Source organism: Streptomyces sp. NBC_00457 (assembly GCF_036014015.1).
Taxonomy (GTDB): Bacteria; Actinomycetota; Actinomycetes; order Streptomycetales; family Streptomycetaceae; genus Streptomyces.
In genome coordinates this window covers 113738-136508 of sequence record NZ_CP107905.1, presented here as the reverse complement: position 1 = coordinate 136508, position 22771 = coordinate 113738, and the positions used below count along the sequence as shown (strand labels likewise).

The following is a 22771-nucleotide window of genomic DNA, read 5'->3' as shown; positions in this document are numbered from 1 at the left end:
CGGTTAGGAAAGGCCGCCGCTCAGCTTGTCGAGGAGGAGGTCGCGAAGTGTGTCGATGTCGGCGTCGAGCGCCACATCGATCTCGCGTCCGGTCCGTTCGTTGTCGTATCCGGAGCGGGTGTCGATGACGGTAGCGCCGCGTGCAGCCGGGGAGTTGCACACGACATCGACCGCCAGCCGTCGGCACTTCAGCGTGCCGGGCCAGATCGCCTCGGCTACGGCGACTGCATCATGCAGCACGAGGCCGTCCACACCGAGTTCCCGCTGGTAGTGGGTGCGGTAGGGGGTGGAGACGGAGACCAGGGAGGCACCGGCGGGGCCGGAAGCGGCGAGAGTCTTGAGCCAGCGGTCGTCCACCCAGGCCCGGTGTGTCAGGTCGATGGGCACCAGGGTCGTCGGCACGTCCGATTCGACCAGGACGCGTCGGGCTGCCTCGGGGTCGCTCCACACGTTGAATTCGGCTGTCGCGGTGACGTTGCCGCCTGATGCCGCCCCGCCCATCACAACGAGGCGGCCGATGCGGGAGCGGAGCTCGGGGTACACGGCCAGGAGCAGAGCGATGTTGGTCATGGGCCCGATTGCCGCGATCGTCACGGGTGTCTGTGCGGTTTTCAGGACGCCGGCCAGTACTTCGACGGCGGGGCGGGCCTGCTCGGTCCCTTGTGGGGCGGGAAGCGATTCTGATGCTCCTCCGAGGCCGTCCTTGCCGTGGGCGTATTCGGCGCAGTGGGGGTGCGGGTAGACGAGTGGGCATTCGGCTCCCCTGGCCACTCGTACGTCGTCGCGGCCGCACATTGCAAGCACTCTAAGGGCGTTGCGCGTGGTCTGGTCTACGGCCGCGTTCCCGAACACGGTGGTGACGGCGCGTAGGTCCACGTAGGGACTGCGGGCGGCCAGGGTGATTGCGAAAGCGTCATCTATGCCGGGGTCGGTGTCTATCACGAGGGGGACGCGCTCTGAGGTCACTGCATTCTCCATCCTGCCAGAGCTGGTGTCCTTCATCTTTTCGCGTGCTTCGAGGAGCTCCTGGTGGCTATCTGTCCGAGGCTACGAACTTCTCGTTCAGCCACGCGTTTGCTTTTTCCAGCGGCCGCCTGCGCATGGTCACGAACATTCTCTCCGAGAAGCTCATCTCGGCCAGGGTCTTTCCTGACCCTTCGACCTCAAATATGGGGGTCCAGCCTCCCAATTCACCACGCGGAGCAACGATCTTCCCCCGGATGCGGTCGGTCCATACCTGGACCTCCCCGTTGTATCCAACGCCGACCGAGCTTACGGCGTCAGCTCCGCAGTTTTCCCCTTTGAGTGCGGTCAAGCGCGCGATTTCGCGCGCCCCCATGCCGTCGACGAACCATTTCACGAGCGCACCTGGAAGTGAATTCCAGGAGTCGATCTCCAAACCCGTGTCTTCGACTATCACCGGATCGTCCCAGGACAGCTTGAGGACCTGCTCTAGCTTGTGTCTGACGACTTCGTCCGGGGTCAGGGCCTGGATCTCGTCTATTCCGATACCTATCCCATGTATCTGAGGGATGACCTCTTTGGCCTCTTCCAGCTTGATTGAATTCGTGCTAGCGAATAGAACTTTTCGCACTGTGTCAGTGGTCCTAACTATGCTTCGTCTACTTGATACCACTTCGGTGATTCGGCGCGACCGTCCTCGGCCTGCAGGAATCTTCCGGGTTCGGGTTCCTTGGAATTGTCGTACGGCTGGAATCCGTCCCGGAATCGCTGCCGTATCTGCCCTCGAATTTCACGCCCCTTTCCTCCCATCCGGCGATGAAATGAGCTGTTGGGCTGTAGGAGGATGAAGATCCTGTCTCGCACCTCGTAGGTGAAACGGTTGTGGCCGGGGCCATAGAGAGGCGCGAACACCGGTACGAAGTAGTCCTCGCCGTCAAACGAGAAGCGCCACTTGTCCTTCAGGAAGTCCTCCTCCTGGAGGGACCGGGATTTTGCCTGGTCGCACTGCATCAAGGTTTCGATGACTGTGCGGAGAAGGCCGCCCAGCTGATTCATGTCCTGGCAGAAGCCGTCGGCGGGGAAAGAGTAGATGAACCCGTCCAGATTTTCACGGAGAGCGGCGCGAGTGAAGTGATGGAGCAACCCAACGGAAGACCTGATGTGTTCTGCCACCGATAACGATCGGTCGTACTCGGGAGCGCCCCACAGGTTGGCTGTGACAGCGAAAGGGCAGTAGGTGCGGTTAGCGATGGGGGCGAATTGTTTCACGGCCGCCGCATGCCTAGGGTTGTGCTCTCCTCCGGAGAACGCGTTGAGGGCGCGGTCGTGGAAACCGTTCTCAAGCACTTCTGCGAGATCCAGCTCAAGGCAGACGCCGATATCCAGCAGAGATATCTGGAATTCTGCTACCACCTCGGACAGGGGCTTGAGGGCGTCTTGCGTGGCGCTTCCGTAGCCGTAGCCGTACAGAGCGATGTTCCGCATGATGTCGGTCAACGACGTCCTGGCTAGCGTCAGGAGCGCTGCCGCCTTCTGGTTTCTCCCTGCCGACCTTCGGTCTTCGATTAGTTTACTGATGGTCGCATTGTGACCGAGGTCCTGATACGACTTTTTGAGGGTCACTCCGTAGACATCGGCTATCCGCGAACTCGTCGTGTAAAGGCCGGCAACCGACAGTCCCACGGCTGACAGGTCACGACAGTCGACGGCCCTCTCCAGGTTGGAGCACATGTCGAGGAGGTGGAAGGCTGCGGAGAGCGGACCGGCTCCGCGACCCTCACGCAGGGACACCCTCTCCACGGCGGCCTGAACCTGCGCCACATGGAGTTTGGATGACGGGCGGGATTCCGATTGAGATCCGGTGACGACAACCGAGCTTACGGCGGTCCGCCCCCCGTCGTCCCTGTTCACTGAATCCTCGTTCGCAACCACTGATTTTCCGCCCCTCGCCGCGTAGAACCTGATTGAAGTCGTTTCATCTCTGGCCGGTCGTGCTGGCTCTTCGCTAACACTCGAAGTGTTTGAGGATTTCCGGGAGGGTCCGGATGACTGGCACCGTGAGACGGTCGAATTGGCGCAGGTCCTGTAGGGCATTTAATGTGTCATGGAAGATGACACATCTCAGCCCTGCGCTCTGCGCGGCCAGTACGTCGTCAACGGTATCACCGATCAAGATCACGTCATCGGGAGAAGGATCCCCGAGGGCGGTAAGATGGGCCTTGAGGTGTTCTGCCTTTGTGTCCGCCCCGTAGCCCTTGTAACCATCGACGCGTATGAAGCGGTCACTGATCCCGTACCTTTCAATCTCCGGAATCAGTTTCTCGTGGGGATGCATCGACAGCAGAGACTGCGTCCGGCCGACTGCCGCCCACCTTTCAAGCACCTCGCTGGCGTGAGGCGACAATGTCAGATGGACCGCCAGCTCCCGATAAGCGGCCTCGAAAAACTGCTGGATAGCACGGTGGTCGGCGTCACTCAGGGGACGCTTCGCCAGTCTTTCGAAGAAGGTGGGTATCGGTCTCGTGAAGTGCTTGCGGTGATCCTCGATGGTGACAGCAGGGAGGCCGGCACAGGCGAAGGCCGCGATGACCGATCGCATCATGATGCGGCCGTCACCGAGTAAGGTGCCGTTCCAGTCCCACACGATATGAGGGGTGCGTATCATTCCCATTCCCTGCGCATGAGCGTTTCACCAACGAGGCGGCGAGGGCCCGGAGCGGTTACTCCAGGCCCTGGCTCTCTCCCTGGCCGATCGGACGAATCCCGGCTACTTCTCGATTGGCGCGGCCGTGGCGCAACGGCAGTGCACATGGGCATCGGAGCCGCTGTCGCGCAGCGACCGGGTCATCTCGGCCACGATCTGCCTGAACCGGGCGGCATGCTGCCTGCGCGGTTCGTGCCAGTCGTGCGCGCTCATGTCGTGGTCCGACAGACCCGCGCCGAGCGTGATCACGCCGGCGAAGGTCGCGAAGCACATGCCCGCCTCTCGCGCCATAATGCAGTCGGTCCCGTTGGTGTGGCCGATGACGTCGCCGCCGAGCTGCGCGAACATCCTCACCTCGGCCCGGGTTTCGAACCTCGGCCCGGGGACGCACACGCAGCAGCCCCGCGGGGCCATGTGGAGCCCCAGGCTTTCTCCTGCACGAATCATGTGTGCCCGCAGGTTTGGGCAGTAGGGCTCGGTCATGTCAGCGAAGCCGAACCGGTCATCCGAGAAGAAGGTGAACTGCCGGTCCTTCGTGAAGTCGATGAACTGATCCAGGACGAGCATGCTCCCGTTCGGGACCGAATGCCGCAGCGTCCCGACCATCGCCGTGGTGAGCACCATCCGGACGCCTGCCCGTGACAGCGCGTCCATGTTGGCTCGGTAGTCAATCGCATGCGGAGGAACGGGGCGTCCGGAACTGTTTCGGGGCATCACGATCAGCTCGTACCCGTTTAAGGTTCCGACGGTCGCCTTCACCGAACTGTCGCGCGTCGGCAGCTGGACTTCTCTGGCGTTGTCCAGCCACTCGCTGGCGTCGACATCCTGGCTTCCGACGATTGCAAGCTCGGCCATATTCTTTGCTCCTAGCGATGACTCGAATGAGCACAGAGTGATTCGTCAGATATTTCTGACGTGGAATGGAAGGTGCTAGGTGGCGCGTCATGGCAGAGGACACGGGTTAGAATTTCGGGTCCTCTGTAGCGGTCTATGAAGGCTTCCCCGACGTGATGACTTCCTCGTGCAGAACCCGGGCCCCCTCAGACCTGCATGCGCCAGCGGACGTGCCATCGCCCGGTAATGGAAATTCATCATCCCTGGGCGGTGTCTTTCGACTCAATCTTTCGACGCGGATCACGCTAACAAACATGATCCGCGCAAAGGCATGCGATTTTGAGCCTCCTTGCAACCCGCATGGCGGTGCCCGCAGTGCTTCAGCGCCGCTTCTGCCTCATGGGTCCCGATGGAGGGCGGTGGTAAGCGTTTTCCCTGCTCGCAGGCGCATTCGGGAGCACTGAGCGTCACCGACTGGTCACACAGGGGTCTCACAGGGTGAGACCCCCGCAATGGCTGGATAGGCCACGTTGACGGTGATCCGTATACAGGATCCAGATCGTCGATCTCTCCCGACACGACCGGGCGCGGGTCGTTGCAAGAGACATAGAGTTGCGCTCGCGGCAGGCCAAGTCCGGAGCGTGTGCTGGTCAGGGCAACCGAGAGCATGCACACCACCTGCAGCATCATCTTGTTCATGACTTCAGAGAGACGCGCAGGCTGCGGCTCACGGAGGTTCGGCTGCAGCGTCGACGGACCTTCGGTGAACGCTGGATTGCCAGTGCTTGGCGAGCATGTTTCAGGTCGTGGTGCCCGAGATGCCAGTGTCAGCTGCGAAGCGCGGGACGGGTTGCTCCAGCATCTGTCGGCGATGGGGCCCAGGGCCCGCGGCCTCGGGACCGTGCGGGCATGACTGCTTGTCCAAGTCCCCCGTTGCCGCTTCCAGTAGCAACGGGGCAGCCGCATCGCCGCCGCAGCTCCAGCAACCGACAGCCGAGGGGCACGCACCGCCGTCCCTCGCCCGGAAAGATCACCTCCGCCTCGGGCGGCCCGGATAGGACCCGGCGGGGCGGAGCTGAGTGCCGTCCTTGAGGAGTGCGAGACGAACGGTGGCGAGGCTGGTCCCCTCCCGGTCGGCGATGGCCTGGAGGGAGAGGCAGTCGCCTTCGTACCACCGGCGCCACTGTGCTGCCCGGGCGGCGGTGTGCTGGGTGCGGCGGAAGCGGGGCGGGCTCCAGTCGACCGGGTGCTCGGAGAGCAGGTGGACGACATGCGCGGTGGTCGTCTCCAGGGTGCGGGCGAGCTGGGCTATGGAGAAGTCGCTGCCGGGCACGGCCTGGTGGAGCCGTTCAGGGCTGATGCTGTGCGGGTCAGGCCCAGGCAGCTGGAGGCCGTGCAGCGCATGGTCGGGGAGCTGGGGCGCCCACTGGACGGGCTCGTCGATGCCGTGCTCGTCGAGGACGTGTCGTGCGGCGTGAGGGAGGAGTCGGGTCCCGTTCGAGTCGGTACTTCCGGTGCGGCGCTTCGCGTCCGGCCCGGGCCGTTTACCGGAATGCCGACGGCCGCGGCTGGTCGCAGCCGACTGGGGCCGGTTGCTGGTGGACGAGGTGGCGGATGGGCTGCCGGTCCGCGAGTTCCGCCGGTTATCGGCCGGAGGCACTGTTCGGGCTCGTAGGAGCCCTCCACCGGCTGCCGTTCACCCGCCCGCGCGGACGGACGGGAGGACTTCGTGCTCCAGGAACGTGCGCAGGTCGACGTCCACGTTCTCGTGACCCTCGCGGGTGTTCCCGGTGACCACCACGACGATGTCCTCTGCGGGCAGCAGGTAGATGTACTGGCCCCCGTGCCCCCAGGCGAACGGCGTGGCGCGGCCGCCGATCCGGCGGTTCCACCACCCGTGCGCGTAGGAGAACCCGTCGCCGGCGGAGGTGACCGGACGCATCGACTGCGCGGCTGTCTCCCGGGGGACTACCTGCCGGCCCTGCCACCGCCCCTTGTTCAGGTAGAGCAGTCCGAACTTTGCCAGCTCCCGTGGCGTCAGGTAGAGGTTGTAGCCACCCGAGTAGACCCCTTGAGGGTCCCGTCCCCAGTGCTCGGCGGTGATCCCGAGCGGATCGAACAGGTACCGCTGGGCGAACCCGCAGGTGCTGCTGCCGCTGGCCCGCTGGAGCACCGCGGAGAGCAGATGCGTGTTCCCCGAGCTGTAGTTGAACGCTTTGCCGGGCTCGTGCTCCAGGTCCCGGTCGACTATCGCCTTCACCCAGTCGCGCTGCTTCTCGACCGTGTACTCGGCCTCGTCCTCCTTCCACTGCCACCCGGCGGTCATGGTCAGCAGGTGCCGGAGCGTTATCCGCCGCTTGGCGGCCGGGGCGTCGGCGAAGTACTCCGGCAGGTACCGGCGCACGGGGTCGTCGACGCTGCCGATGAACCCCTGCCGCACAGCGATCCCGATCAGGGCTTGGAGCATGCTCTTGGACGACGAGTGGACGTTGTTGCTGTGGCCCCTGTGGCTGCCGTGGAAGTACCGCTCGGCCACCAGCCGGCCGTGCCGCACCACCAGCGCGCTGAACACCGACCGCTCCCGGCCGAGTCGGCGCAGCCCGGCGTCCAGCACCGCCGGGTCCATCCCGGCCGACTGCGGGGAGCCGACGCGCCAGCCGTGGCCGGGACGGGGATCGATGCGGGTGCGGTTGGTCTCGTAGAACGTGCCGTTGTCCTCCGGCGTCTGCCAGATCCGGTCACAGTCCACGCCGGACCCGGTGGTCGCGGTGCGGGCGGTCGACGGGCCCAGGACAGGCTGGGCGAGGACGAGCGCGGCACCGAGCAGGAGGGCCCGTGGCCGCAGGTAGCGCGTCATGGCGGTCTGCTCTCTCCGGGTTCGCGTGGTTCCCCCTGACAGTCGCGAGGGGGCACTCGGCCTACCGGTGATTCTGCCGCTATCGGGAGCGAGACTTCCGCGAAAGCCAAGTTGACTGAGAACACCGACCCGCGGCGATCTCAAACGACCTGGCACCCCAGCAGGTCAGCGGCTCTCCACCTGTCAGACGCCCTTCGACAGGACAACTCCTGTCCCGTCGTGCCTTGTCACCGAGCAGGGCCCAGGCGAGGCAGCCCAGGCACCACCACACCCACGCCTGCTCGCCGACGCGCACCAGGGAACCGGTCCACAGGAGCATCGTCGCCACCAGGAGGTAAGGGAGACCGCAGAACGCGGTGCCACGCCCGACGCCGATGTGTTCCCGGCGGCGCTGCCGGAGCGACAGGCGGCCCGCCCGGTTGGCCGCCAGGTCCTGCGGGGTAAAGCCGAGCGCCTAGGCCAGCCGGATACCGGGCGAGGCCCCCTGCTCGGTGACGGGCTCCGCTTCTTCGCTGTCGACCGGCTCCGCCGACAGCAGCAGCGGCCCCGCGCCGCGCCTGATCGGTTCCAGCCAGTAGAGCCGGTAGGGCCCCGGCGGCGGCAGCGGCGGCGCCCCCTCGGCCACCGGCACCGGCTGCTCGCCCACCCGCGCCTCGCGCCGCTCATCGGCCTGCTCCGCCACCTGGACGATCCGGCCCATCGCGGCGCCGATCCGCGGAGCGGCCAGGGCGGCGGCCCTGCGGCGGCGCCACCGACGGAGCTCACGGTGTTCACGGCGCTTCTCGCACCGCTTCCCGCCCTCGGCCACCAGCAACCCTCCCATCACCATCACCATCGCCGGAAGGAGGAGCACACAGATGACGACGAAGGCCAAGGCGAAGACGGAGCCGAGGAAGCCGCGGTCGTCGGCGTGGTCCATGGCGTTCACGGCCAGCACCGCCAGCACGAAGCCCGCGATGATCAATACCCACCCGGCCACGATCAGCAGAGGCCACCAGACGAGCGGGACACGGGAGTTGCCGATGATCATCGCCCGCTGAGCAGGCGTCACCCTACCCTCGGCGTTGGCCGCCACCAGGTCCGCGTCGGCCCAGTCGGTCCAGACAGTCCGGTCGGCTCTCTGCGACTCCCTGTCCATGTGTCCTCCGTCCCCCCCTCCCCCCCCCCGAACTCCCTTGGAGTTATGCCCCGAACTCCGGTGGAGACACTGAATATCGAGGCGCGGTGACGCAGAATCGAGGGAACCGCCCGGGGGCTGAGGGGCATCGATATAGGCGCGGGACTGCAGACGGAGCAACCGCGCCCGCGCGCCGGAACCGGCTGCCCGGTCTGCGTTGAGAATTTCCCCAGTCTTGCACCGTTCCTGGCCGATCTGGAAGCAGGGGATGAGACGAACCCCCGGGACAAGATCGTGAGACAGAATGCCGTGGCTCCTGAATGAGACAGCCGAGAGAAGCGCAGGTCGCCACGTCCGAACGGGACATTCCGAATGAGGGCCTACAACAAGGGACTTGCCCCGCCGGGACTGCAGAACGTGCCGGTGCAGTGGATGCACTGCACGGTCCTGCACGCCGTCGGCCTGAGCGTCACCAGCGTCGACGTGGACGCGCTCCTCGAGGAAGTCGGGAGCTACGCCCAGACAGTGCAGCCCTTCACCCTGACATTCGACCGGCCCGCCGTGGGCAACGTCGCTGTGGAGATCAGCGGATGGCCGGGACGCCCGTTCAACGAGATCGTGGAAACCCTCACCCAGGCGACAGCCCGCACCGGAGCCGCCTTCAAGGCCGCCCCGAGCCGCTACCCCCACATCTCCCTCGCCTACACCGCAGACGGCGCTGAAGACGTCGACGCGGCCACCCTCAAGGCCGCGCTCGCGGACATCGGGCACCCGCTGTCCGGGACCGTGGTCGCGGACCGGCTGCACCTCGTTGAACAGTGGCACGACGGCGCCCACATCGTGTGGAACCCGATCGCCGAAGTGCCTCTCGCGGGAGTGAGGGCATGAGAGCGTTTCCCGGACCCATCCCGATGCACGGTGACACCGTCCAGGTCACTACCGACATCACCACGGTGACCATCGCCGGGAGCATCACGTCCCAGGGCGTCGTGCGCGGCGGCAAAGGGTTCGTTGAGCTCACCCTGCCCGATGGCGACCCGCAACAGCGGCGCGACCTGGAGCGGGCCAAGTGGTACCAGTACAAGCTGTACCGCGGCAGTGAGCTGCTCTACCTGTCTCCGCTCCTGACACTCAGAGAGACCCGAAGGGCCGAAGACGGGGCCCTGGTGGTCACAGGATCTCCCTGACCGGCACCCGCCGCCGTTCCCGAACGACCAAGTCGTAGCCCGCCGCGCGGGCGCTTGGGCTGCCGGGACGCCACGTCGCCGGGCACCGGTGTTGGCCAGCACGACTCATGCGATCACCCTCCGCCGACCACCCACCTCAGCGCCAGCAGCACCCGGCCGCCCGTCGGCTTCCGGGAAGGGCTACAGCCCGCCCGGCCCGGTCCGTACGCTGAGCGGCGTGACGGATCTTCAGCACCTCGCCGACGCCCTGGCCACCGACTACCTGCACGGCCGGTGGCAACCGGAGCCGACCGAGGAACACCGCACGCGCATCCTGTCCGCCGGCGCCAGCGCGGACGGCGGCCTGGACCGCCTGGGCGACGGAGGCGTCATCACGGCCGCCGCGATCACGCAGATGCTCCGCCCGGCCCTCACCGAACGGGACGCGGAGCAGTGGCGCATAGCTGAAGTCCTGCGCGCCTACCCGGACGGCGATCCCCTCGCGCAGGCCCTCACCCGGGACCTGGTGCACGCGATCGCCGCCGACCACCACCCGGGCCTCACCCCGTACGCCGACCGCTACACCGAGGCCCCCGCCCCCTACACCGCCACCGCCCCCACGGTCTTCATCGCGGGCGGGATCACCGGCGTGCGGAACTGGCAGCTGTCCGCAGCCCTCCAGCTGCTCGCCACCAGCACGGCGCACATCCTCAACCCCCGCCGTTCCTCCTTCCCGGGCCACGAACCGGCCGCCGCGCGCGAGCAGATCGCCTGGGAACATGCCGCCCTCGCCGCCTCCGACGTGATCCTGTTCTGGTTCCCCGCAGGCGCCGTGCAGCCCATCGCCCTGTACGAGCTCGGAGCACACACCGCCCAGGGCGCGGCGATCGCGGTCGGCACCGACCCCGCCTACGAGCGGCGCCTGGACGTGGTCGAACAGCTCCGCCACGCCCGCCCCGAACTTGAGGTCCACGACTGCCTGCCCGCCACCGTGCGCGCCGCCACCGCCCTGCTCCCGGCCACCGCGCACCCGACACCCACGGGACGCTGACACGATGACCCGATCCACCAACACACCGCTGCCCAACGGGGCGTGGCGGCGCCGTGCACCCGCACCGCTCCGGATCGCTCTGCAGCTCACCGTGGGCGTCCTGGCCGCTGTGCTCGCGTACGCGGCGCCATAGAAGGAACGCCGCCGTCGACTTGGCCGCAACTGCAGCCAGCATCGGCGCTACTTAGGGCAACGGCCTGTCGGGGCAGAGGCCCCCGCAGAGGGTGGTGAACTCTCCGGCTTTGGCGGGGAGATGGGAGGCCTCCCAGGGCAGCGGCTTGGTGGGTGCGGTGCGGCCGGGCTCGGCTGCGGAGGCGCCGGATACGAAGCCCATGGTGAGTGCCACGGCGGCCAGCAGGCCGGCGGACAGACGAGCAACAGTGCGCATGAGTTATCCCCCTTGACTTAAAGCCGGGCAGCCAGGTCAGGCCGCCCCTGCGGTCATCCTCGCGGCCGGTAGCTTTCAGGGCTTCGCGATGGTGGTTTTCGTTCGGCTGGCGGGGCACGTCCGGCCGACCACCGTGCACAATCTGAACGTGGCCAATCAGAGGACACCTCCCGAGGTAGGCATCTCGGTCCGTGAGGCCGAGGTCCTTGCCGCACTCGGTGAACATTTGACCAACGCCGAGATCGGCGCTCGGTTGTTCATCTCTATCCGCACCGTTGAAAGTCATGTCTCCTCGTTGCTGCGCAAGCTACAGGTGGACGATCGCCGTGCCCTGGCTGCTGTATCGGCGAACCTGCTCTCTGATCCGGAGGGCGCGCCGGCCGCAGTCGCGGCGCTGCCCTCGCCGTTGACGCCGTTTGTCGGGCGGGTGGCCGAGCGGGCGGCGCTGAGCAAAGCGCTGCGCGAGCATCGGCTGGTCACGGTTGTGGGACCGGGCGGGGTCGGCAAGACCCGCCTGGCCCTGAGCGTCGCTGCTGAGGCGAACGATCGGTTCGCCGACGGCGTTTGGTACGTCAACCTGGTACCCGTAGTCGACCCATTGGTGATCGCGGCGGCGATTGCGGACGCGCTGGGCCTCGGGGAGAGTGCGGGCCGCTCAGCGACGGACAACGTCCTGGGCTGGACGGCCGGCCGGGAAACGCTGCTCGTGCTGGACAACTGCGAGCACCTGCTGGACGGCGTGGTGGTCCTGCTGGAACGGCTACTGGCCGGCAGCCCCCGGCTGGCGGTGCTCGCCACCAGCCGGGCCAGGTTGCTGGTGCCCTTCGAATGGGTGTTTGCGGTGCCCGGGATGTCCGTCGAAGCCGACGACAGCGGCCCCGGTGACGCGGTCGAGCTGTTTGTTGGGCGGGCCTCGGCCGGCGGGAGCCTGCTGACGTCCGACGACAACAAGCGCATCGCCGCCGTCTGCCGGTGCCTGGACGGCATGGCGCTGGCGATAGAACTGGCCGCTGCCCGGTACGCGTCGCTCGGACTTGATGGGCTCGAAGCCGGGTTGGCCAACCGGCTGCGGCTGCTGACCGGCGGACCACGGATCGATGACCGGCACCGTTCGTTGCGCGCGACGCTCGACTGGAGTTACGCGCTGCTGGCCCAACCCGATCAGGCGGTGCTGCGCCGGATCTCGGTTTTCGCCGGCCCGTTCACCGCCGGCGCTGCGGCGACGGTTCTGGCCGGTTGGCCGCCGGAGCCGGCCGGCTCCATGGCGACCATCCTGGCCGGGCTCGCCGACCAGAGCTTGCTGATCGCGATCGCGGAGCCGAGTGGAACTCGCTACCGCGCCTTGGAAACGATCTGTGAGTACGGCGCAGATCGGCTCGAAGACGCCGGCGAGTCGGACCAGGCACTCTCGCGCCACCTCAATTGGTGTCTGGATGAAAGCGCAGATCTCCAGGTCACCTCCCGCGAACTCGCCGGTTCCTGGAGAGGGGCGTTCGATCGGGTTGCCGACGAGTTGCGGGGTGCCCTGGCCTGGGCGGCCGGCAACACTGAATACCGTCCCGAGGGGTACCGGTTGGCGATCGGGTTGGCCGAGCTGGCCTTCACCCGGGGCATGCCCGGGGAGTCGCAGCGGTGCTACGAGCAGGCGGCCGAGCTCGCCGCGGACGACTTGCTGGCCGCCGGCGCCTTGCGCTGTGCGGCAGGTGCCGCCGAGTCTCGGCATTTCGGCAACGACGCGCTGCGGCTGCGCAGGGCTGCGGCCGACGCAGCGATACGAGCGGGTGATCGGGTTGGCGCGGCTGGTGACCTCGCCCGGAATGCCGAGTTCATCAACCGCGCCCCGGGGCTGATCGAGACCAAGCCCGCGGCCGGAGAGGTGGAGGCGCTGATCGCCGAGGCGTGGACGCTGGCCGACAGCGACCTGGCTGCGCAGGCGCGCCTGCTCACCGCCGAGGCGTGCAACGGCGCGATCGCCGATCCGGCCACCCTCGAGCTCATCGAGCGCGCGCTCACGCTGGCCCGCCGCATCGACGACCCACTGATCGAGAGCGCCGCGCTCGACCAGCTCACCGCGGTGCAGCTGGGCCGCGGCGAGGTCCGAGCCGCGGCGGCCAGCGCGATGCGGCGCACCGAGCTGCTGGCCCCGCTGCAGGTGACGGCCACGACCGGGTTGGAGTTCTTCGACGGGTTCGGCATGGCCGACCATTGCGCCGTCGCCGCCGGTGACCTACGAGCCGCGAGGAGACATGCCGAGCGCCTGCGGGACCTGCCGTTCTACCGTGAGGAGGGCCACTTGGCGACCAGGCGGATGCTCGTCGTCACGGCGCTCGCGGGCGACTGGGACGAGACGATCACGCTGGCGGAGCGTTTCCGCGAGGGGTGGGGCCGGGCCGGCCGGCCGCGTGCGGGCAATCTCAGGAGCGCCGCGTATGCGGCCGCGACGGTCCACGGACTGCGCGGGGACGACGACGCCCGTGCTGTGTGGCTGGACATCATCGATGCCCTCGGGACGCCGGGCCGCTCGCCGTCACCGCTTCGGTACGGCGAATTTTTCGACGCCTTGCTCCTGCTGCACCGCGGTCTGCCCCAGCAGGCGGTGCAGGTGTTGCACACGCCTCCGGGGCAGTTGACGGACTGGTACGACAGCGTGTGGCGTACCTGGTACGCCGCCGTGTGGGCCGAGGCAGCAGCCCTCAGCGGGCACCAGGACGCCGCCGCTCGCATACAGCGCGCGCGCCTGGTGACGGTGGGAAACCCGATCGCCACCGCCATCGTCGACCGAGCGGCGGTCTTGGCCTCAGGAGACGTCGGCCGCGACGGTTTGACCGCCGCGGCCGCTGCCCTGGAGGGTGCCGGCTGCCGCTACCAATGGGCCCGGGCGCTCGTCTTCCTCGGCGGGGAGCAACGAGCACGTGGCGAGTCCGAGCTGGCGAGGATGGGTGCGACGGCTATGGCCTGGCCTCCACAATGATGTTGAACGGGGTCTTGGTCGCCCGCCGCACGTGGCTGAACCCGACCTCGCGCAGCACGGCGGCCAGTCGGCGTTCACCGGCCTGCGCACCCAGTCCCAGTCCGACTTCCTGGGCCGGCGAGCCTGGCGTGCAGATCACCGTGGACGGGCCGTCATAGGTTCGTCCGACCGGGTTCAGGTTCTGCTCCAGTACGTCGCCGGCGTTCGGCTGGACCAGCAACAGCGTGCCGTCCGGTGATGGAGCGGTCATGCTCTGCCCAGCCGACGCCCGCGCCGGTGCGGAATGCGTCGACGAATACCTCGTGGTCGGCGTAGCACGACGTGATGGTCTCGAAGGTGCTGCCGAGGACGATCGGGCTGTCTTCGTTCGCGACGACCATGGCCTGTTCCGCCGGTTCATAGGTGCCGCCGCCAGCCAGGTTGTAGACGACATAGCCGCTGGCTGCCTGGTTGCCGAGCCACGCACGGACATGGCGCTCAGTGGTATCGACGCATTGCGCCAGCACGGACGAGGTGATCGGCCCGGCGCCGGCCATCGCCTTGTAAAGGCCCAGCCGGTCGCCGATGTGCAGCAGCAGCCGGGAGATGGCTGCCCTCATGTCAAGCACCGCCTGTCCGACGAACGCCTCGAGTTTCGCCTCGTCGATCGTCGCGGCGGCGGTTGCTGTGGTCATTGGTGTCCACGCTCTTGGGTGCAGGTCCCCGATGGATCTGCGTGAAGGAGCGTGCTCGCATGCCTGGGTGCAGCGCATCGGTGCCGAGCACGGATGCCACCACGCAATCCTCGGGTCCGTGGCGGGCACGGATGTCTGATAGCCCGCTCTGGCTCAGGGTTGGCACCAGCCACAAACGGTCGCTGGTTGAGCACCCTCGAAGGAGCATTGAAGCTGATCCCACACCACGCCGTTGCCGCCCTGGCAGCCGCTCAGCGCACCAGCATGCCGGCGCCAGGCGCGAGCCTCATGGCTGGCTGAGCACGCTCTTCGCCATCGGCAACGGACCCGCGCTTCGGCTACCCGACGGTCGCCGCTGCGCCAGTTCCAAGGACTGCTGTCCACACCACCCGAGCCGCCGGCAGCCATGACCACGGCTGACGTCAGGGGCTCTGTCCACAATCGGGCTCCCAGCAGCGAACGGCGGGCACGTTGATGCCCACACCGCCGGGATCGTCCGGGATTCCCTACCCATTCCGCCGCCGCGCAACGCTCATCAGCAGACCGACCGTAGCCACGGCTGCCGCCACCGGACGTAGCGCACCTGCGGCGCGCATGGACCCAGGCCAGACCCACCGGCCCGTTCGGTCCAGACCAATAGAGAGAAGGACATCGTGAAGGCACGCAGCAAGATCTTCGGGACGCTGGTGATGGCCGCATCGGCCGGCGCCTTGAACATTCGTTCAATGGGCGCGGGCCAGGCTCACGGCGTAGTTCGCCGCGGCTTTGGACGTAGAGGGCCTGGTAGACGGACTCGTGGACCACGTGCATCTCCGGCCGGTCGGGAGTATCCACCGCAGCCGGAGCGCCGCGCACGTCAAGAAGGGGGAATCATGGAACAACCATCGAATGTGGCACACCACCAGATGCCCGGGAGGATGGCCACCTGGCTGCGGAGGCGGGCAGGCCGGTGGGCGCGGTCGCCCAAGGCCGGGGTGCTGGTTGTGGTGGCGCTGCTGGCGACCGCCTTCGCCGTGACACCCGCGCACGCGGACGACCCGGGGCTGAACTGCGCGCTCACTGCGACCGCCTCGATCACGGTCGCGCCATCACCAGTGGTGTTCGGGCAGAACGCCCAAGTGCAGTGGAGCGCCACCGGCGTGAACTGCTCCTCCGAGAACGCGTTGCAGATCAGCGGACCGGGCTTCAACCCGTCGACGGAGATCTTCCCGGTCGCCGGCGGTTCGCGGTCGGTGCCCATCGGCTTCACCGGCACCGCCACCTGGGACGTGACCGTGCTCGACCTGTCGTCGGACACTGGTTTTTCCAGGCACCTGGCATCCCTCACGGCCTCGGTCACCGGCGTCACCTTCGTCCCGGACCTGACCGGCGACACCCGGGCTCAGGCCAGGCAGGCGCTGTCGAACGCGGGATACATGCTCGGCGGCGTGGGCAGTGCCGTCGACTGCAACAACGTACAAAGGGTGAGCAGTCAGAACCCCACCGCGGGTACCCCTCTGGTACGGGGGTCCTCGGTGTCGATCACGATCGGCACGACGCCCACGCCACCCAAAGTGTGCCCGTGACGGATCAACTGCCCTCCACAAGCGCCGGGACCGCGGAACTCGCGGTCCCGGCGCAGGCGTGTAAGGCCGCCTATGGTGCGCATGCGTCTCGCCGGAGCGGAGACACGGAGCCCGCCCCGGGGTGTCGACGAGCTGCAAACGGATTGTGGACGGCCCTCGCCGCCTGTCCCGCCCGCAGGAACTGACTCGACAGGGATGGCCCGCACCGTGACCCGTGGACCAGCCCTTCGAGGCTCTTGGCCATCTTGACGGCTCACCGGCCATGCCCGTGCCGTCGCCGCAATCTCACTGACGGCCGGGCTGTCGGTGCCCACCCGTACCCTGTCGCCCAAGCACGTGCGACAGGAGGGCAATGTGGCCCGCAGCGGGATCAATAAACGCGAGCTGGATAAGTGGACGGACAGCCTTGCTAAGGAGGCCAAGAAGACAGCCTGGAGCGCGCCCAACGACGGCACCCTGCTCGTATGTCTGCACAGCTCGATGCCACCGTCAGCGCGCTTTCCGGCGGTGAGTTGACCGAGAGCAGCGGCTATCTGGACCGGTTGCTGCTCGGCGATCTGCTGGTCGCGTGCCCAGCGCATGCGGTTGCTGCGGCTGCTGAGCACTGTGCCGGTCACCACGCCGATCAGCGTGGCGGCCACCCCGCCCACAGTGGTGACGGTGATCCTCCAGTCCAGTGACATCCAACTCCCCCTCGTGGCTGTCGTACTGGACGACTCTGCCCTCCGCGCTTGTGGGGGTATACGGAGGAGTCTGCGCAACGGCGGCCTTTCGGCCACCCCACGGTGGAGGTCAGCCGATAACACGGCGGCGGGCCACGGGCTGCCGGAGAGAAGGGTGAGCACTGCCGCGGAGACGGCAACATGGACGGCCAGTAGGAGGATCACGGCCGCGCGCAGGCTGACCAGCGGCTCCTGGGTGCGGTCGCATGCGGGGTTTATGGCGCTCCGAGGCGGCCAGCGTGCCCACTCGTGGCCGAGGTGCCGCTGCCGCCCACTCCGAGCGGCCCGCCGGACAACGCGCTCGGCCACGCCCCCATGGTCGCGTCCCTCGGGCTGCTGCAGCTGGGGCAGTGGTGGTTCCAGGAGCATTACGACTGCTTCGACGAGACGTACGGGACATCGCTGCCTCCACGGCCCGGCGGTGCGCCCTGGACTGCTACCACCCTGCTACCATGCTGGTGTGACTTCCACGAAGAAGCAGACACAGGTCCGGCTGGACGAGGACGTCCTCGCGGCTGGCAAGGCCGCCGCGCACGCCCGTCGGCTCGACTTCAACAAGTACGTGGAGCGCCTCATCATCGAGGACACCACGGGCGCCCGCGCCGCCGGCATGGCGGCCGCCCAGCGCCTCATCGACGAGCACGGCACATTCCTCGACGATCTGGAGCGGCAGCTCGACGCGCCGTACGCCGACCCGCAGTCGGGCGCCGCCGCGTGATCCTGCACGTCGACGAATCCTGGATCCTCGAAGTAGCGGAACGGGCCGGCCACCACGACCCCAGCGTCGACGACTACGGCGTCCCCATCGCTGCCGTCGCCCGCCACCGCGGCGAACTCCTCGACACCCCTGTCTACGACGGCGCCTACGCCCGCGCCGCCGCGCTGGTGCACACCCTGGGCCGCTGCCGCTGGCTGGAGCGCTCCAACCTCACCGTCGCCTGCGCCGTCGCCGTCATGTACCTCGAGGCCAGCAACATCCCCGTCAACCCCACCCGCGAACAACTCACTGCGCTCGCCCACGAGCTGAACAACCCGCGCTGCACCGCAGGCCGGATCACCTCCTTCCTGCGCACCTGGAAACCTTGATCCCGATCCGGGTGGTGATCGCCTCAGGCCACCGCGGCTCAGTGGGCCGGGGGAGAGTGGCGGCGTCGCTCGCGCTGATTGCCCGGCACGGCGCCACCAGAGGCCTCGCGACGTCAGTCAGGCCGCGCGTCAGCACTCCCCGCGCCACGTGACTCCCGTGATCACGACGCCTGGGGAGACATTGCCGCTGTACGTGCCGGGGCCGGGGTTGTAGTGGACGCAGAACTTGTCCTGCAGCCCCTGCCAGTCGTAGTGGATGTCGACGTGGTCGTAACCGGGGGACGGGTAGCCGTTGTTGAAGAACGACTGGTAGTACGCCCACCCGCTCCAGTTCCCCGCGGTCCGCACCACCATGGGGCCTGTGCGGTCCGGACCCTGCCAGGCACAGAAATAGCCCCGGGGGCAGCCCGGCGGGTCCGGTTCGGCCGAGGCGCTGGGCGCGGAAGCGAAGACCGCCGCGACGGCGGCGGAGACGGCGGCGATGCTCACAGTACGAACGCGCATGACTGGTCCTCGAAACCTGTTGCCGTGGTCGGTGGTGGTCGTGCTGTGCGGCCGGGTGGGGGAGGCGGGCGGCCTGCGTCGGCCTGCCCGCCTCCCCGGTCCGCACGTGCGGTGATGCATATGGCACCGCGGTGTTTCCGCTGTGTCATATGGCGGTGTCGACCGCCTTGGCGGACTGCCGTTGTGTGTCAGCAGTCCCCGACGTAGTGGGCGAAGTCGATGTCGTCGGTACTGCCGAGGTTGGTCTCACCCGGTCCGACGCATTGGTAGCGTTCGGTCGTGGTCCAGTCCAGATCGATCTCGATGATGATGCGATTGGTGCCGCAGTGGCCGTAGTAGGCGGTGCCCCCCGCCTCGTAGTAGCCGCATGCCATGGCGGAGACGTCTCCCGCGGGCGCGGCCTGGGCGGTTGAGGTGAGCGCCGTGCCGGCGAGGGCAACGGCGCTGACGACGGCCGCGGCGATGCGCAGCGGACTGCTGACTTTCTTACCCATGAAACTCCTTGACGACTGGTCCAACGGAACGATGTCCAGCTGGTGATGCTCTTCTCCTGTGGCGAGCACCGGTGTCGAGGCCGGGGCACGGGGTGCCGGAGGAACACGTGCGACATGCGAGATGCCCGGCAGACAGTGCCTGTTGCCGTCGTGCGGACATTGCAAGGACATCGCCCGTGTCCGCCGGTTCCTCCGGCGTTTCGGGCGACATCAGAAGGATGCAGGAGGGGGCCATGGTTGTCAGCGGGTTCGATCATGGAGATTCCTCGCCACACGATAAGGAGGACGTTATGGCGCCAGGCAGGGGGGCCAGAGCGAGGCTCGTGGGCGCCGCGGAACCCAGCGTTCACCAGTTACGGCTGTTTCTGACGCTGGGCGAGGAGCTGCACTTCGGCCGCGCCGCGGCGCGCGTGTTCATCTCCCAGTCCGCTCTCAGCCAGCAGATCCGCGACCTGGAGAAGCGGCTGGAGGTGCAACTCTTCCGCCGTACCAGTCGCACGGTCGAACTCACCACGGCCGGAGAGGCGCTGATTCCCGAAGCCCGGAAGGCCGTCGCGGGCATCGACCGGCTCCGCCGTGTCGCCGGTGCGCAGTCCCGTCAGCTCTCCGCCAGGCTCACCGTGGGAACCATCGGGGCCGAGGCCGCCATGCCGCACACGCGGGCCGTCCTGCGGATTCTGAAGGAACGGCAACCCGGGATGGAGATCCAGGTGGTCACTCCGAACTTCGTCGACCACATCGATGCACTCTTCCGTCAGGAAGTCGATGTGGTCTTCCTGCGCCCGCCCGTTCCGGACGGTATCGAGACCCATCACCTGGCCTCCGAACCACGGGTGGCCTGCCTGCCCGCCGACGACCCCCTGGCCGCCCTGCCGCGGGTCGCGCTGGAGCAGCTCGCCGACCGTCCCGTGGTCCGCATGCCACCGCGATTACCTCGGGTGTGGCGGGACTTCTGGGCGGTGGACCCACGCCCCGACGGCAGCCCCGTGAAGTACGGGCCGGTCGTCCCCGACATGGAAGCGCTGCTCCACACCGTGGCCGCCGGCGAGGCCATGTGCTTCCTCCCCGCCGCCGCCCGTGACTTCTTCCCCCGCCCCGGCGTCCGGTACGTGGACGTCGCCGGACTGTCCCCGTCCGCCTCGTCGTTGGCCTGGCTCGCCGCCCGCCGTAACGCGCCCACCATCACCGCCGCCCGGTACGCCGCCCGTACGTACTCCCAGCACCCTGGCCACTGACCCGCCGCACACTCCGGTGCTTCGGGACAGGGCACCCTGAAGGCGGCACTGGCCGGGCCGGCACCGCCCTGTTGTCAGTGCCCGCGTCTAGCGTTGTGCCGGCGGGATGGCCCAGCGGCGGAGGCGAACAGTCGACGAATCAGGCATCGCGGTGGTCCTGCTCTCACGGCGACTTCACCTCGCGCGGACTCCTCAACCGGCAGTACGGGGGCTCCCTCCGCAAGGGCATTGCCGCCTCTCCTGCTGGCAGCCACGTGCTGCTGTTCAACCGGGAGGTGGTCAGCATCAGCTCTGGCAGTGTTCACGTCACGCACTATGCCTTCCACCTTGCCCATCGGCCGCCCGGGTGACCGATGACCGGACCGGTCTTGGTCGGGCCGTGTCGGGCGAGAGGGGAACCTCCGACCATTCCGTCTCTAGCGGCGTCCACGGCTGGTCAGCCGGTCACCGGGTCAAGGTCGCCCTCCGTCTGGTGTCCGGAGTCGAGTTCCTGACGCAGGTCTAGGAAGCAGCGCATCGGCGGTCTGCGGATGTCGAGAACGTGCCACCGGCTCCGTCCCAGGGACATCAGCGGCCACCATCGGCCGCACGAGGAAGAAGGAGGAACCGGCATGGCGATTCAGCGGATGGACAACGTCGGCATCGTCGTCGAGGACATGGATGCCGCCATCGCGTTCTTCGTGGAACTCGGTATGGAGCTGGAGGGCAGGGCGGAGGTCGAGGGCCCAGTCGCCGACCAGTGCACCGGACTCGACGGCGTCCGCTGTGACATTGCGATGGTCCGGACCCCGGACGGTCACAGCCGACTCGAGCTGGCGAAGTACCGCAGCCCCGCGGTGATCAGCGCCGGGCCGCGCAACCGGCCGCACAACATTGCGGGCACGCACCGTGTCATGTTCGCCGTCGACGACCTCAAGGACACCGTTGCCCGCCTGCGCCCGCACGGCGCCGAACTCGTCGGCGAGATCGCCCGGTTCGAGGACAGCTATCTGCTCTGCTACGTCCGCGGCCCGGAGGGCATCATCGTCGGACTGGCCGAGCAACTGCGCTGAGAAGGAGGAACCGAGCCATGCAGCTGAACGAGATCATCGAGGTTCTGAACCGTCCGATCAGCTGGGAGCTGCTGGCCCGTGACGTGACCCGCCTGCCTACGCCGCGCTTTCGCACCGAAACAGGAAACGGGAGACCAGTTGTGATCGAGACGATTCGGCCTGCGCTCAAGGGTGCTGCGTCGCAGCCGGGCACCGCGTCCTGCGGGCCCAGCAGCCGGATGGGGTGCGGCTGCTGAGTGGCTTCAGCGGTCGGCGCCTTCGGGCTGCTCCTCGGCCGGAAGCGCAGCTGTCGGCTCCGGTGCCTCGGGGGAGGTGTAGAAGACCGAGCGGCCCTGCTTAGTGCGCTGAGCCAGGCTCTTGGCCACGAGCCCTTCGAGGGTGACGCGCACGACCTTGGGCTTGATTCCGCGCTCGGGATGGGCCTGGCTGAGCGCGGTGGAAATTTCCACCGCGGAGCGCGGTTCGCCCTGCTCGGTGAGGTGGCGTCGGATGAGTTCCACCAGGGTGGGCTGTGTTGTCTTCGCGGCGGCCGCAGCCTTGACCGGGGGCTTCTTGGCGGCGGACTTCCTGGCCGTCGGGCTTCCCTGCGCGGCCGTGGTCCTCCTGGCTTTCGGCTTGCCAATCTGCCCGGCGTCGGTCTTCTTCCGGGGAGAGGGCACTGCGGCGCTCTCGGGCGCGGCCGCGGGCTCAGCCGGTGCTTCCGGGATGCCGAGTGCCTGTTGCATGTTCACCAGCACGGTGTGGTCCTGCTGCAGGGCGGACAGTTGCTGCTGCAGGGCGGTGATTTCCGCACCGATGCGTTCCTGCTCCTTGAGGTTGCGCTCAAGGTCGCCGGTCACCTGGGCGATGTAGTGCGATGTCAGTTCAGTGGTGGTGGTCGTGCTCTCGGACATGGTGTTGACCCTTTCTCGGCTTGCGGCCGTGGTACAGGCTCTGCGGGACGGCTTCATGCCGTGCCGCATCCTCTTGGTTTGTGCTGGCGGCGCTGCAGGGGCGCCGTTGCTGCCGCAAGGTGCCTGGTGTTGAGATAGTACGGACAGGCGGAGCCGGTTGTTCCTCTCGCGTGATGCCCTCTGCCCGGGGCCAGCCTCAAAGCAGCGGGTCTGGTACCTGCCTGGCCCTACCGCAGGGCCGGTTCGTACACGGGGCTGGGGCACTTGCCAGAACGCATCGTCGGTCTCCCGGTTGTGATGCCAGGCCTTACTGGCCCTAACAAAGCCTCTGGACGTGCCGGTGGGTGATCAGGCAGACGGCAAGTCCGAGAAAGGCCTCGTGGATGTCGTCGCGTCGTTCCCAGCGGATCCGTAAGCGGCGGAAACCGTGCAGCCAGGAGGACGGGTCGGCCGCGCGGCGAGGTGTCTGCCGTGGCAGGTCCTTTTCCGCGCGGC

Annotated in this window: 26 protein-coding genes and 1 pseudogene; 12 read left to right on the top strand and 15 right to left on the bottom strand. The window is 67.7% G+C overall.

From position 1 onward, the window contains the following. Positions 1-3 precede the first annotated feature (3 nt). From OG828_RS00735 to OG828_RS00700, 8 genes are all read right to left on the bottom strand, one after another. The gene (locus OG828_RS00735; RefSeq protein WP_328499705.1) at positions 4-966 is read right to left on the bottom strand and encodes a nucleoside hydrolase; all 963 of its coding nucleotides are present in this window, start codon (positions 964-966) and stop codon (positions 4-6) included. A 67-nt stretch (positions 967-1033) separates the two neighbouring features. Further along, positions 1034-1594 carry a non-canonical purine NTP pyrophosphatase gene (locus OG828_RS00730; RefSeq protein WP_328499704.1) on the bottom strand — a complete coding sequence of 187 codons (561 nt, stop codon included), beginning with the start codon at positions 1592-1594 and terminating at the stop codon, positions 1034-1036. A gap of 17 nt (positions 1595-1611) precedes the next feature. Beyond that, entirely contained in the window at positions 1612-2874 is a 1263-nt protein-coding gene (locus OG828_RS00725; RefSeq protein WP_328499703.1) for a YqcI/YcgG family protein, read from the bottom strand. A 94-nt stretch (positions 2875-2968) separates the two neighbouring features. Further along, on the bottom strand, positions 2969-3628 hold the full coding sequence (locus OG828_RS00720; RefSeq protein WP_328499702.1) for an HAD family hydrolase: 660 nt from the start codon (positions 3626-3628) through the stop codon (positions 2969-2971). Positions 3629-3730: 102 nt separating this feature from the next. Continuing rightward, entirely contained in the window at positions 3731-4522 is a 792-nt protein-coding gene (locus OG828_RS00715) for an MTAP family purine nucleoside phosphorylase (protein ID WP_328499701.1), read from the bottom strand. Between the two features lie 1009 nt (positions 4523-5531). Beyond that, positions 5532-6161: a hypothetical protein gene (locus OG828_RS00710; RefSeq protein ID WP_328499700.1), complete on the bottom strand. Its 630-nt coding sequence runs from the start codon at positions 6159-6161 to the stop codon at positions 5532-5534. Between the two features lie 36 nt (positions 6162-6197). Further along, complete coding sequence (locus OG828_RS00705) at positions 6198-7358, bottom strand: serine hydrolase domain-containing protein (RefSeq protein WP_328499699.1); 1161 nt, start codon at positions 7356-7358, stop codon at positions 6198-6200. Between the two features lie 454 nt (positions 7359-7812). Further along, the gene (locus OG828_RS00700; RefSeq protein WP_328499698.1) at positions 7813-8496 is read right to left on the bottom strand and encodes a hypothetical protein; all 684 of its coding nucleotides are present in this window, start codon (positions 8494-8496) and stop codon (positions 7813-7815) included. Positions 8497-8847: 351 nt separating this feature from the next. On the opposite strand from OG828_RS00700, the gene OG828_RS00695 reads away from it, so the two are divergent. From OG828_RS00695 to OG828_RS00680, 4 genes are all read left to right on the top strand, one after another. Next, a complete protein-coding gene (locus OG828_RS00695; protein WP_328499697.1) occupies positions 8848-9363 on the top strand; it encodes a 2'-5' RNA ligase family protein in 516 nt (171 codons plus the stop codon). Beyond that, positions 9360-9662, top strand: coding sequence for a hypothetical protein (locus tag OG828_RS00690; RefSeq protein WP_328499696.1), 303 nt, complete (start codon positions 9360-9362; stop codon positions 9660-9662). Before OG828_RS00695 ends, OG828_RS00690 begins: the two co-directional genes overlap by 4 nt. A gap of 217 nt (positions 9663-9879) precedes the next feature. Continuing rightward, a complete protein-coding gene (locus OG828_RS00685) occupies positions 9880-10692 on the top strand; it encodes a nucleoside 2-deoxyribosyltransferase domain-containing protein (RefSeq protein WP_328499695.1) in 813 nt (270 codons plus the stop codon). Positions 10693-10696: 4 nt separating this feature from the next. Next, positions 10697-10825 carry a hypothetical protein gene (locus OG828_RS00680; RefSeq protein ID WP_328499694.1) on the top strand — a complete coding sequence of 43 codons (129 nt, stop codon included), beginning with the start codon at positions 10697-10699 and terminating at the stop codon, positions 10823-10825. A 51-nt stretch (positions 10826-10876) separates the two neighbouring features. On the opposite strand, the gene OG828_RS00675 is transcribed toward OG828_RS00680, so the two are convergent. After that, positions 10877-11080, bottom strand: a complete 204-nt coding sequence (locus OG828_RS00675) for a hypothetical protein (protein ID WP_328499693.1) — start codon at positions 11078-11080, stop codon at positions 10877-10879. An 88-nt stretch (positions 11081-11168) separates the two neighbouring features. On the opposite strand from OG828_RS00675, the gene OG828_RS00670 reads away from it, so the two are divergent. Then, positions 11169-14051: an ATP-binding protein gene (locus OG828_RS00670; RefSeq protein ID WP_328499692.1), complete on the top strand. Its 2883-nt coding sequence runs from the start codon at positions 11169-11171 to the stop codon at positions 14049-14051. Positions 14052-14203: 152 nt separating this feature from the next. On the opposite strand, the gene OG828_RS00665 is transcribed toward OG828_RS00670, so the two are convergent. After that, positions 14204-14725, bottom strand: a complete 522-nt coding sequence (locus OG828_RS00665; RefSeq protein WP_328499691.1) for a hypothetical protein — start codon at positions 14723-14725, stop codon at positions 14204-14206. Positions 14726-15597: 872 nt separating this feature from the next. Between OG828_RS00665 and OG828_RS00660 the strand changes: the two genes are divergently transcribed. The 4 genes from OG828_RS00660 (at position 15598) to OG828_RS00645 (ending at position 18098) form a co-directional block, all read left to right on the top strand. Continuing rightward, positions 15598-16290, top strand: a complete 693-nt coding sequence (locus tag OG828_RS00660) for a PASTA domain-containing protein (protein ID WP_328499690.1) — start codon at positions 15598-15600, stop codon at positions 16288-16290. 464 nt (positions 16291-16754) lie between these two features. Then, positions 16755-16970 carry a hypothetical protein gene (locus OG828_RS00655; RefSeq protein WP_328499689.1) on the top strand — a complete coding sequence of 72 codons (216 nt, stop codon included), beginning with the start codon at positions 16755-16757 and terminating at the stop codon, positions 16968-16970. 502 nt (positions 16971-17472) lie between these two features. Next, complete coding sequence (locus OG828_RS00650; protein ID WP_307841093.1) at positions 17473-17730, top strand: hypothetical protein; 258 nt, start codon at positions 17473-17475, stop codon at positions 17728-17730. Then, a complete protein-coding gene (locus OG828_RS00645; RefSeq protein WP_328499688.1) occupies positions 17727-18098 on the top strand; it encodes a fic family toxin-antitoxin system, toxin component in 372 nt (123 codons plus the stop codon). The genes OG828_RS00650 and OG828_RS00645 overlap by 4 nt, the downstream gene beginning before the upstream one ends. A gap of 129 nt (positions 18099-18227) precedes the next feature. Here OG828_RS00645 and OG828_RS00640 read toward each other — a convergent pair whose 3' ends face one another. Then, entirely contained in the window at positions 18228-18602 is a 375-nt protein-coding gene (locus OG828_RS00640) for a peptidase inhibitor family I36 protein (protein ID WP_328499687.1), read from the bottom strand. A 188-nt stretch (positions 18603-18790) separates the two neighbouring features. Further along, positions 18791-19096 (bottom strand): DUF6355 family natural product biosynthesis protein, encoded by a 306-nt coding sequence (locus tag OG828_RS00635; RefSeq protein WP_328499686.1) that lies wholly within the window; start codon positions 19094-19096, stop codon positions 18791-18793. A gap of 290 nt (positions 19097-19386) precedes the next feature. Between OG828_RS00635 and OG828_RS00630 the strand changes: the two genes are divergently transcribed. Next, a complete protein-coding gene (locus OG828_RS00630) occupies positions 19387-20331 on the top strand; it encodes a LysR family transcriptional regulator (protein WP_328499685.1) in 945 nt (314 codons plus the stop codon). A gap of 436 nt (positions 20332-20767) precedes the next feature. On the opposite strand, the gene OG828_RS00625 is transcribed toward OG828_RS00630, so the two are convergent. Beyond that, the gene (locus tag OG828_RS00625) at positions 20768-20899 is read right to left on the bottom strand and encodes a hypothetical protein (RefSeq protein WP_328499684.1); all 132 of its coding nucleotides are present in this window, start codon (positions 20897-20899) and stop codon (positions 20768-20770) included. Positions 20900-20942: 43 nt separating this feature from the next. Between OG828_RS00625 and OG828_RS00620 the strand changes: the two genes are divergently transcribed. Both OG828_RS00620 and OG828_RS00615 read left to right on the top strand, forming a co-directional pair. Beyond that, positions 20943-21383 carry a VOC family protein gene (locus tag OG828_RS00620; protein WP_328499683.1) on the top strand — a complete coding sequence of 147 codons (441 nt, stop codon included), beginning with the start codon at positions 20943-20945 and terminating at the stop codon, positions 21381-21383. A gap of 17 nt (positions 21384-21400) precedes the next feature. Next, positions 21401-21619 carry a hypothetical protein gene (locus OG828_RS00615; RefSeq protein WP_328499682.1) on the top strand — a complete coding sequence of 73 codons (219 nt, stop codon included), beginning with the start codon at positions 21401-21403 and terminating at the stop codon, positions 21617-21619. Positions 21620-21625: 6 nt separating this feature from the next. On the opposite strand, the gene OG828_RS00610 is transcribed toward OG828_RS00615, so the two are convergent. Both OG828_RS00610 and OG828_RS00605 read right to left on the bottom strand, forming a co-directional pair. Next, entirely contained in the window at positions 21626-22276 is a 651-nt protein-coding gene (locus OG828_RS00610; protein WP_328504772.1) for a hypothetical protein, read from the bottom strand. 316 nt (positions 22277-22592) lie between these two features. Then, positions 22593-22715 (bottom strand): annotated as a pseudogene (locus OG828_RS00605) (IS5/IS1182 family transposase); the annotation flags it as partial. Positions 22716-22771 lie beyond the last annotated feature (56 nt).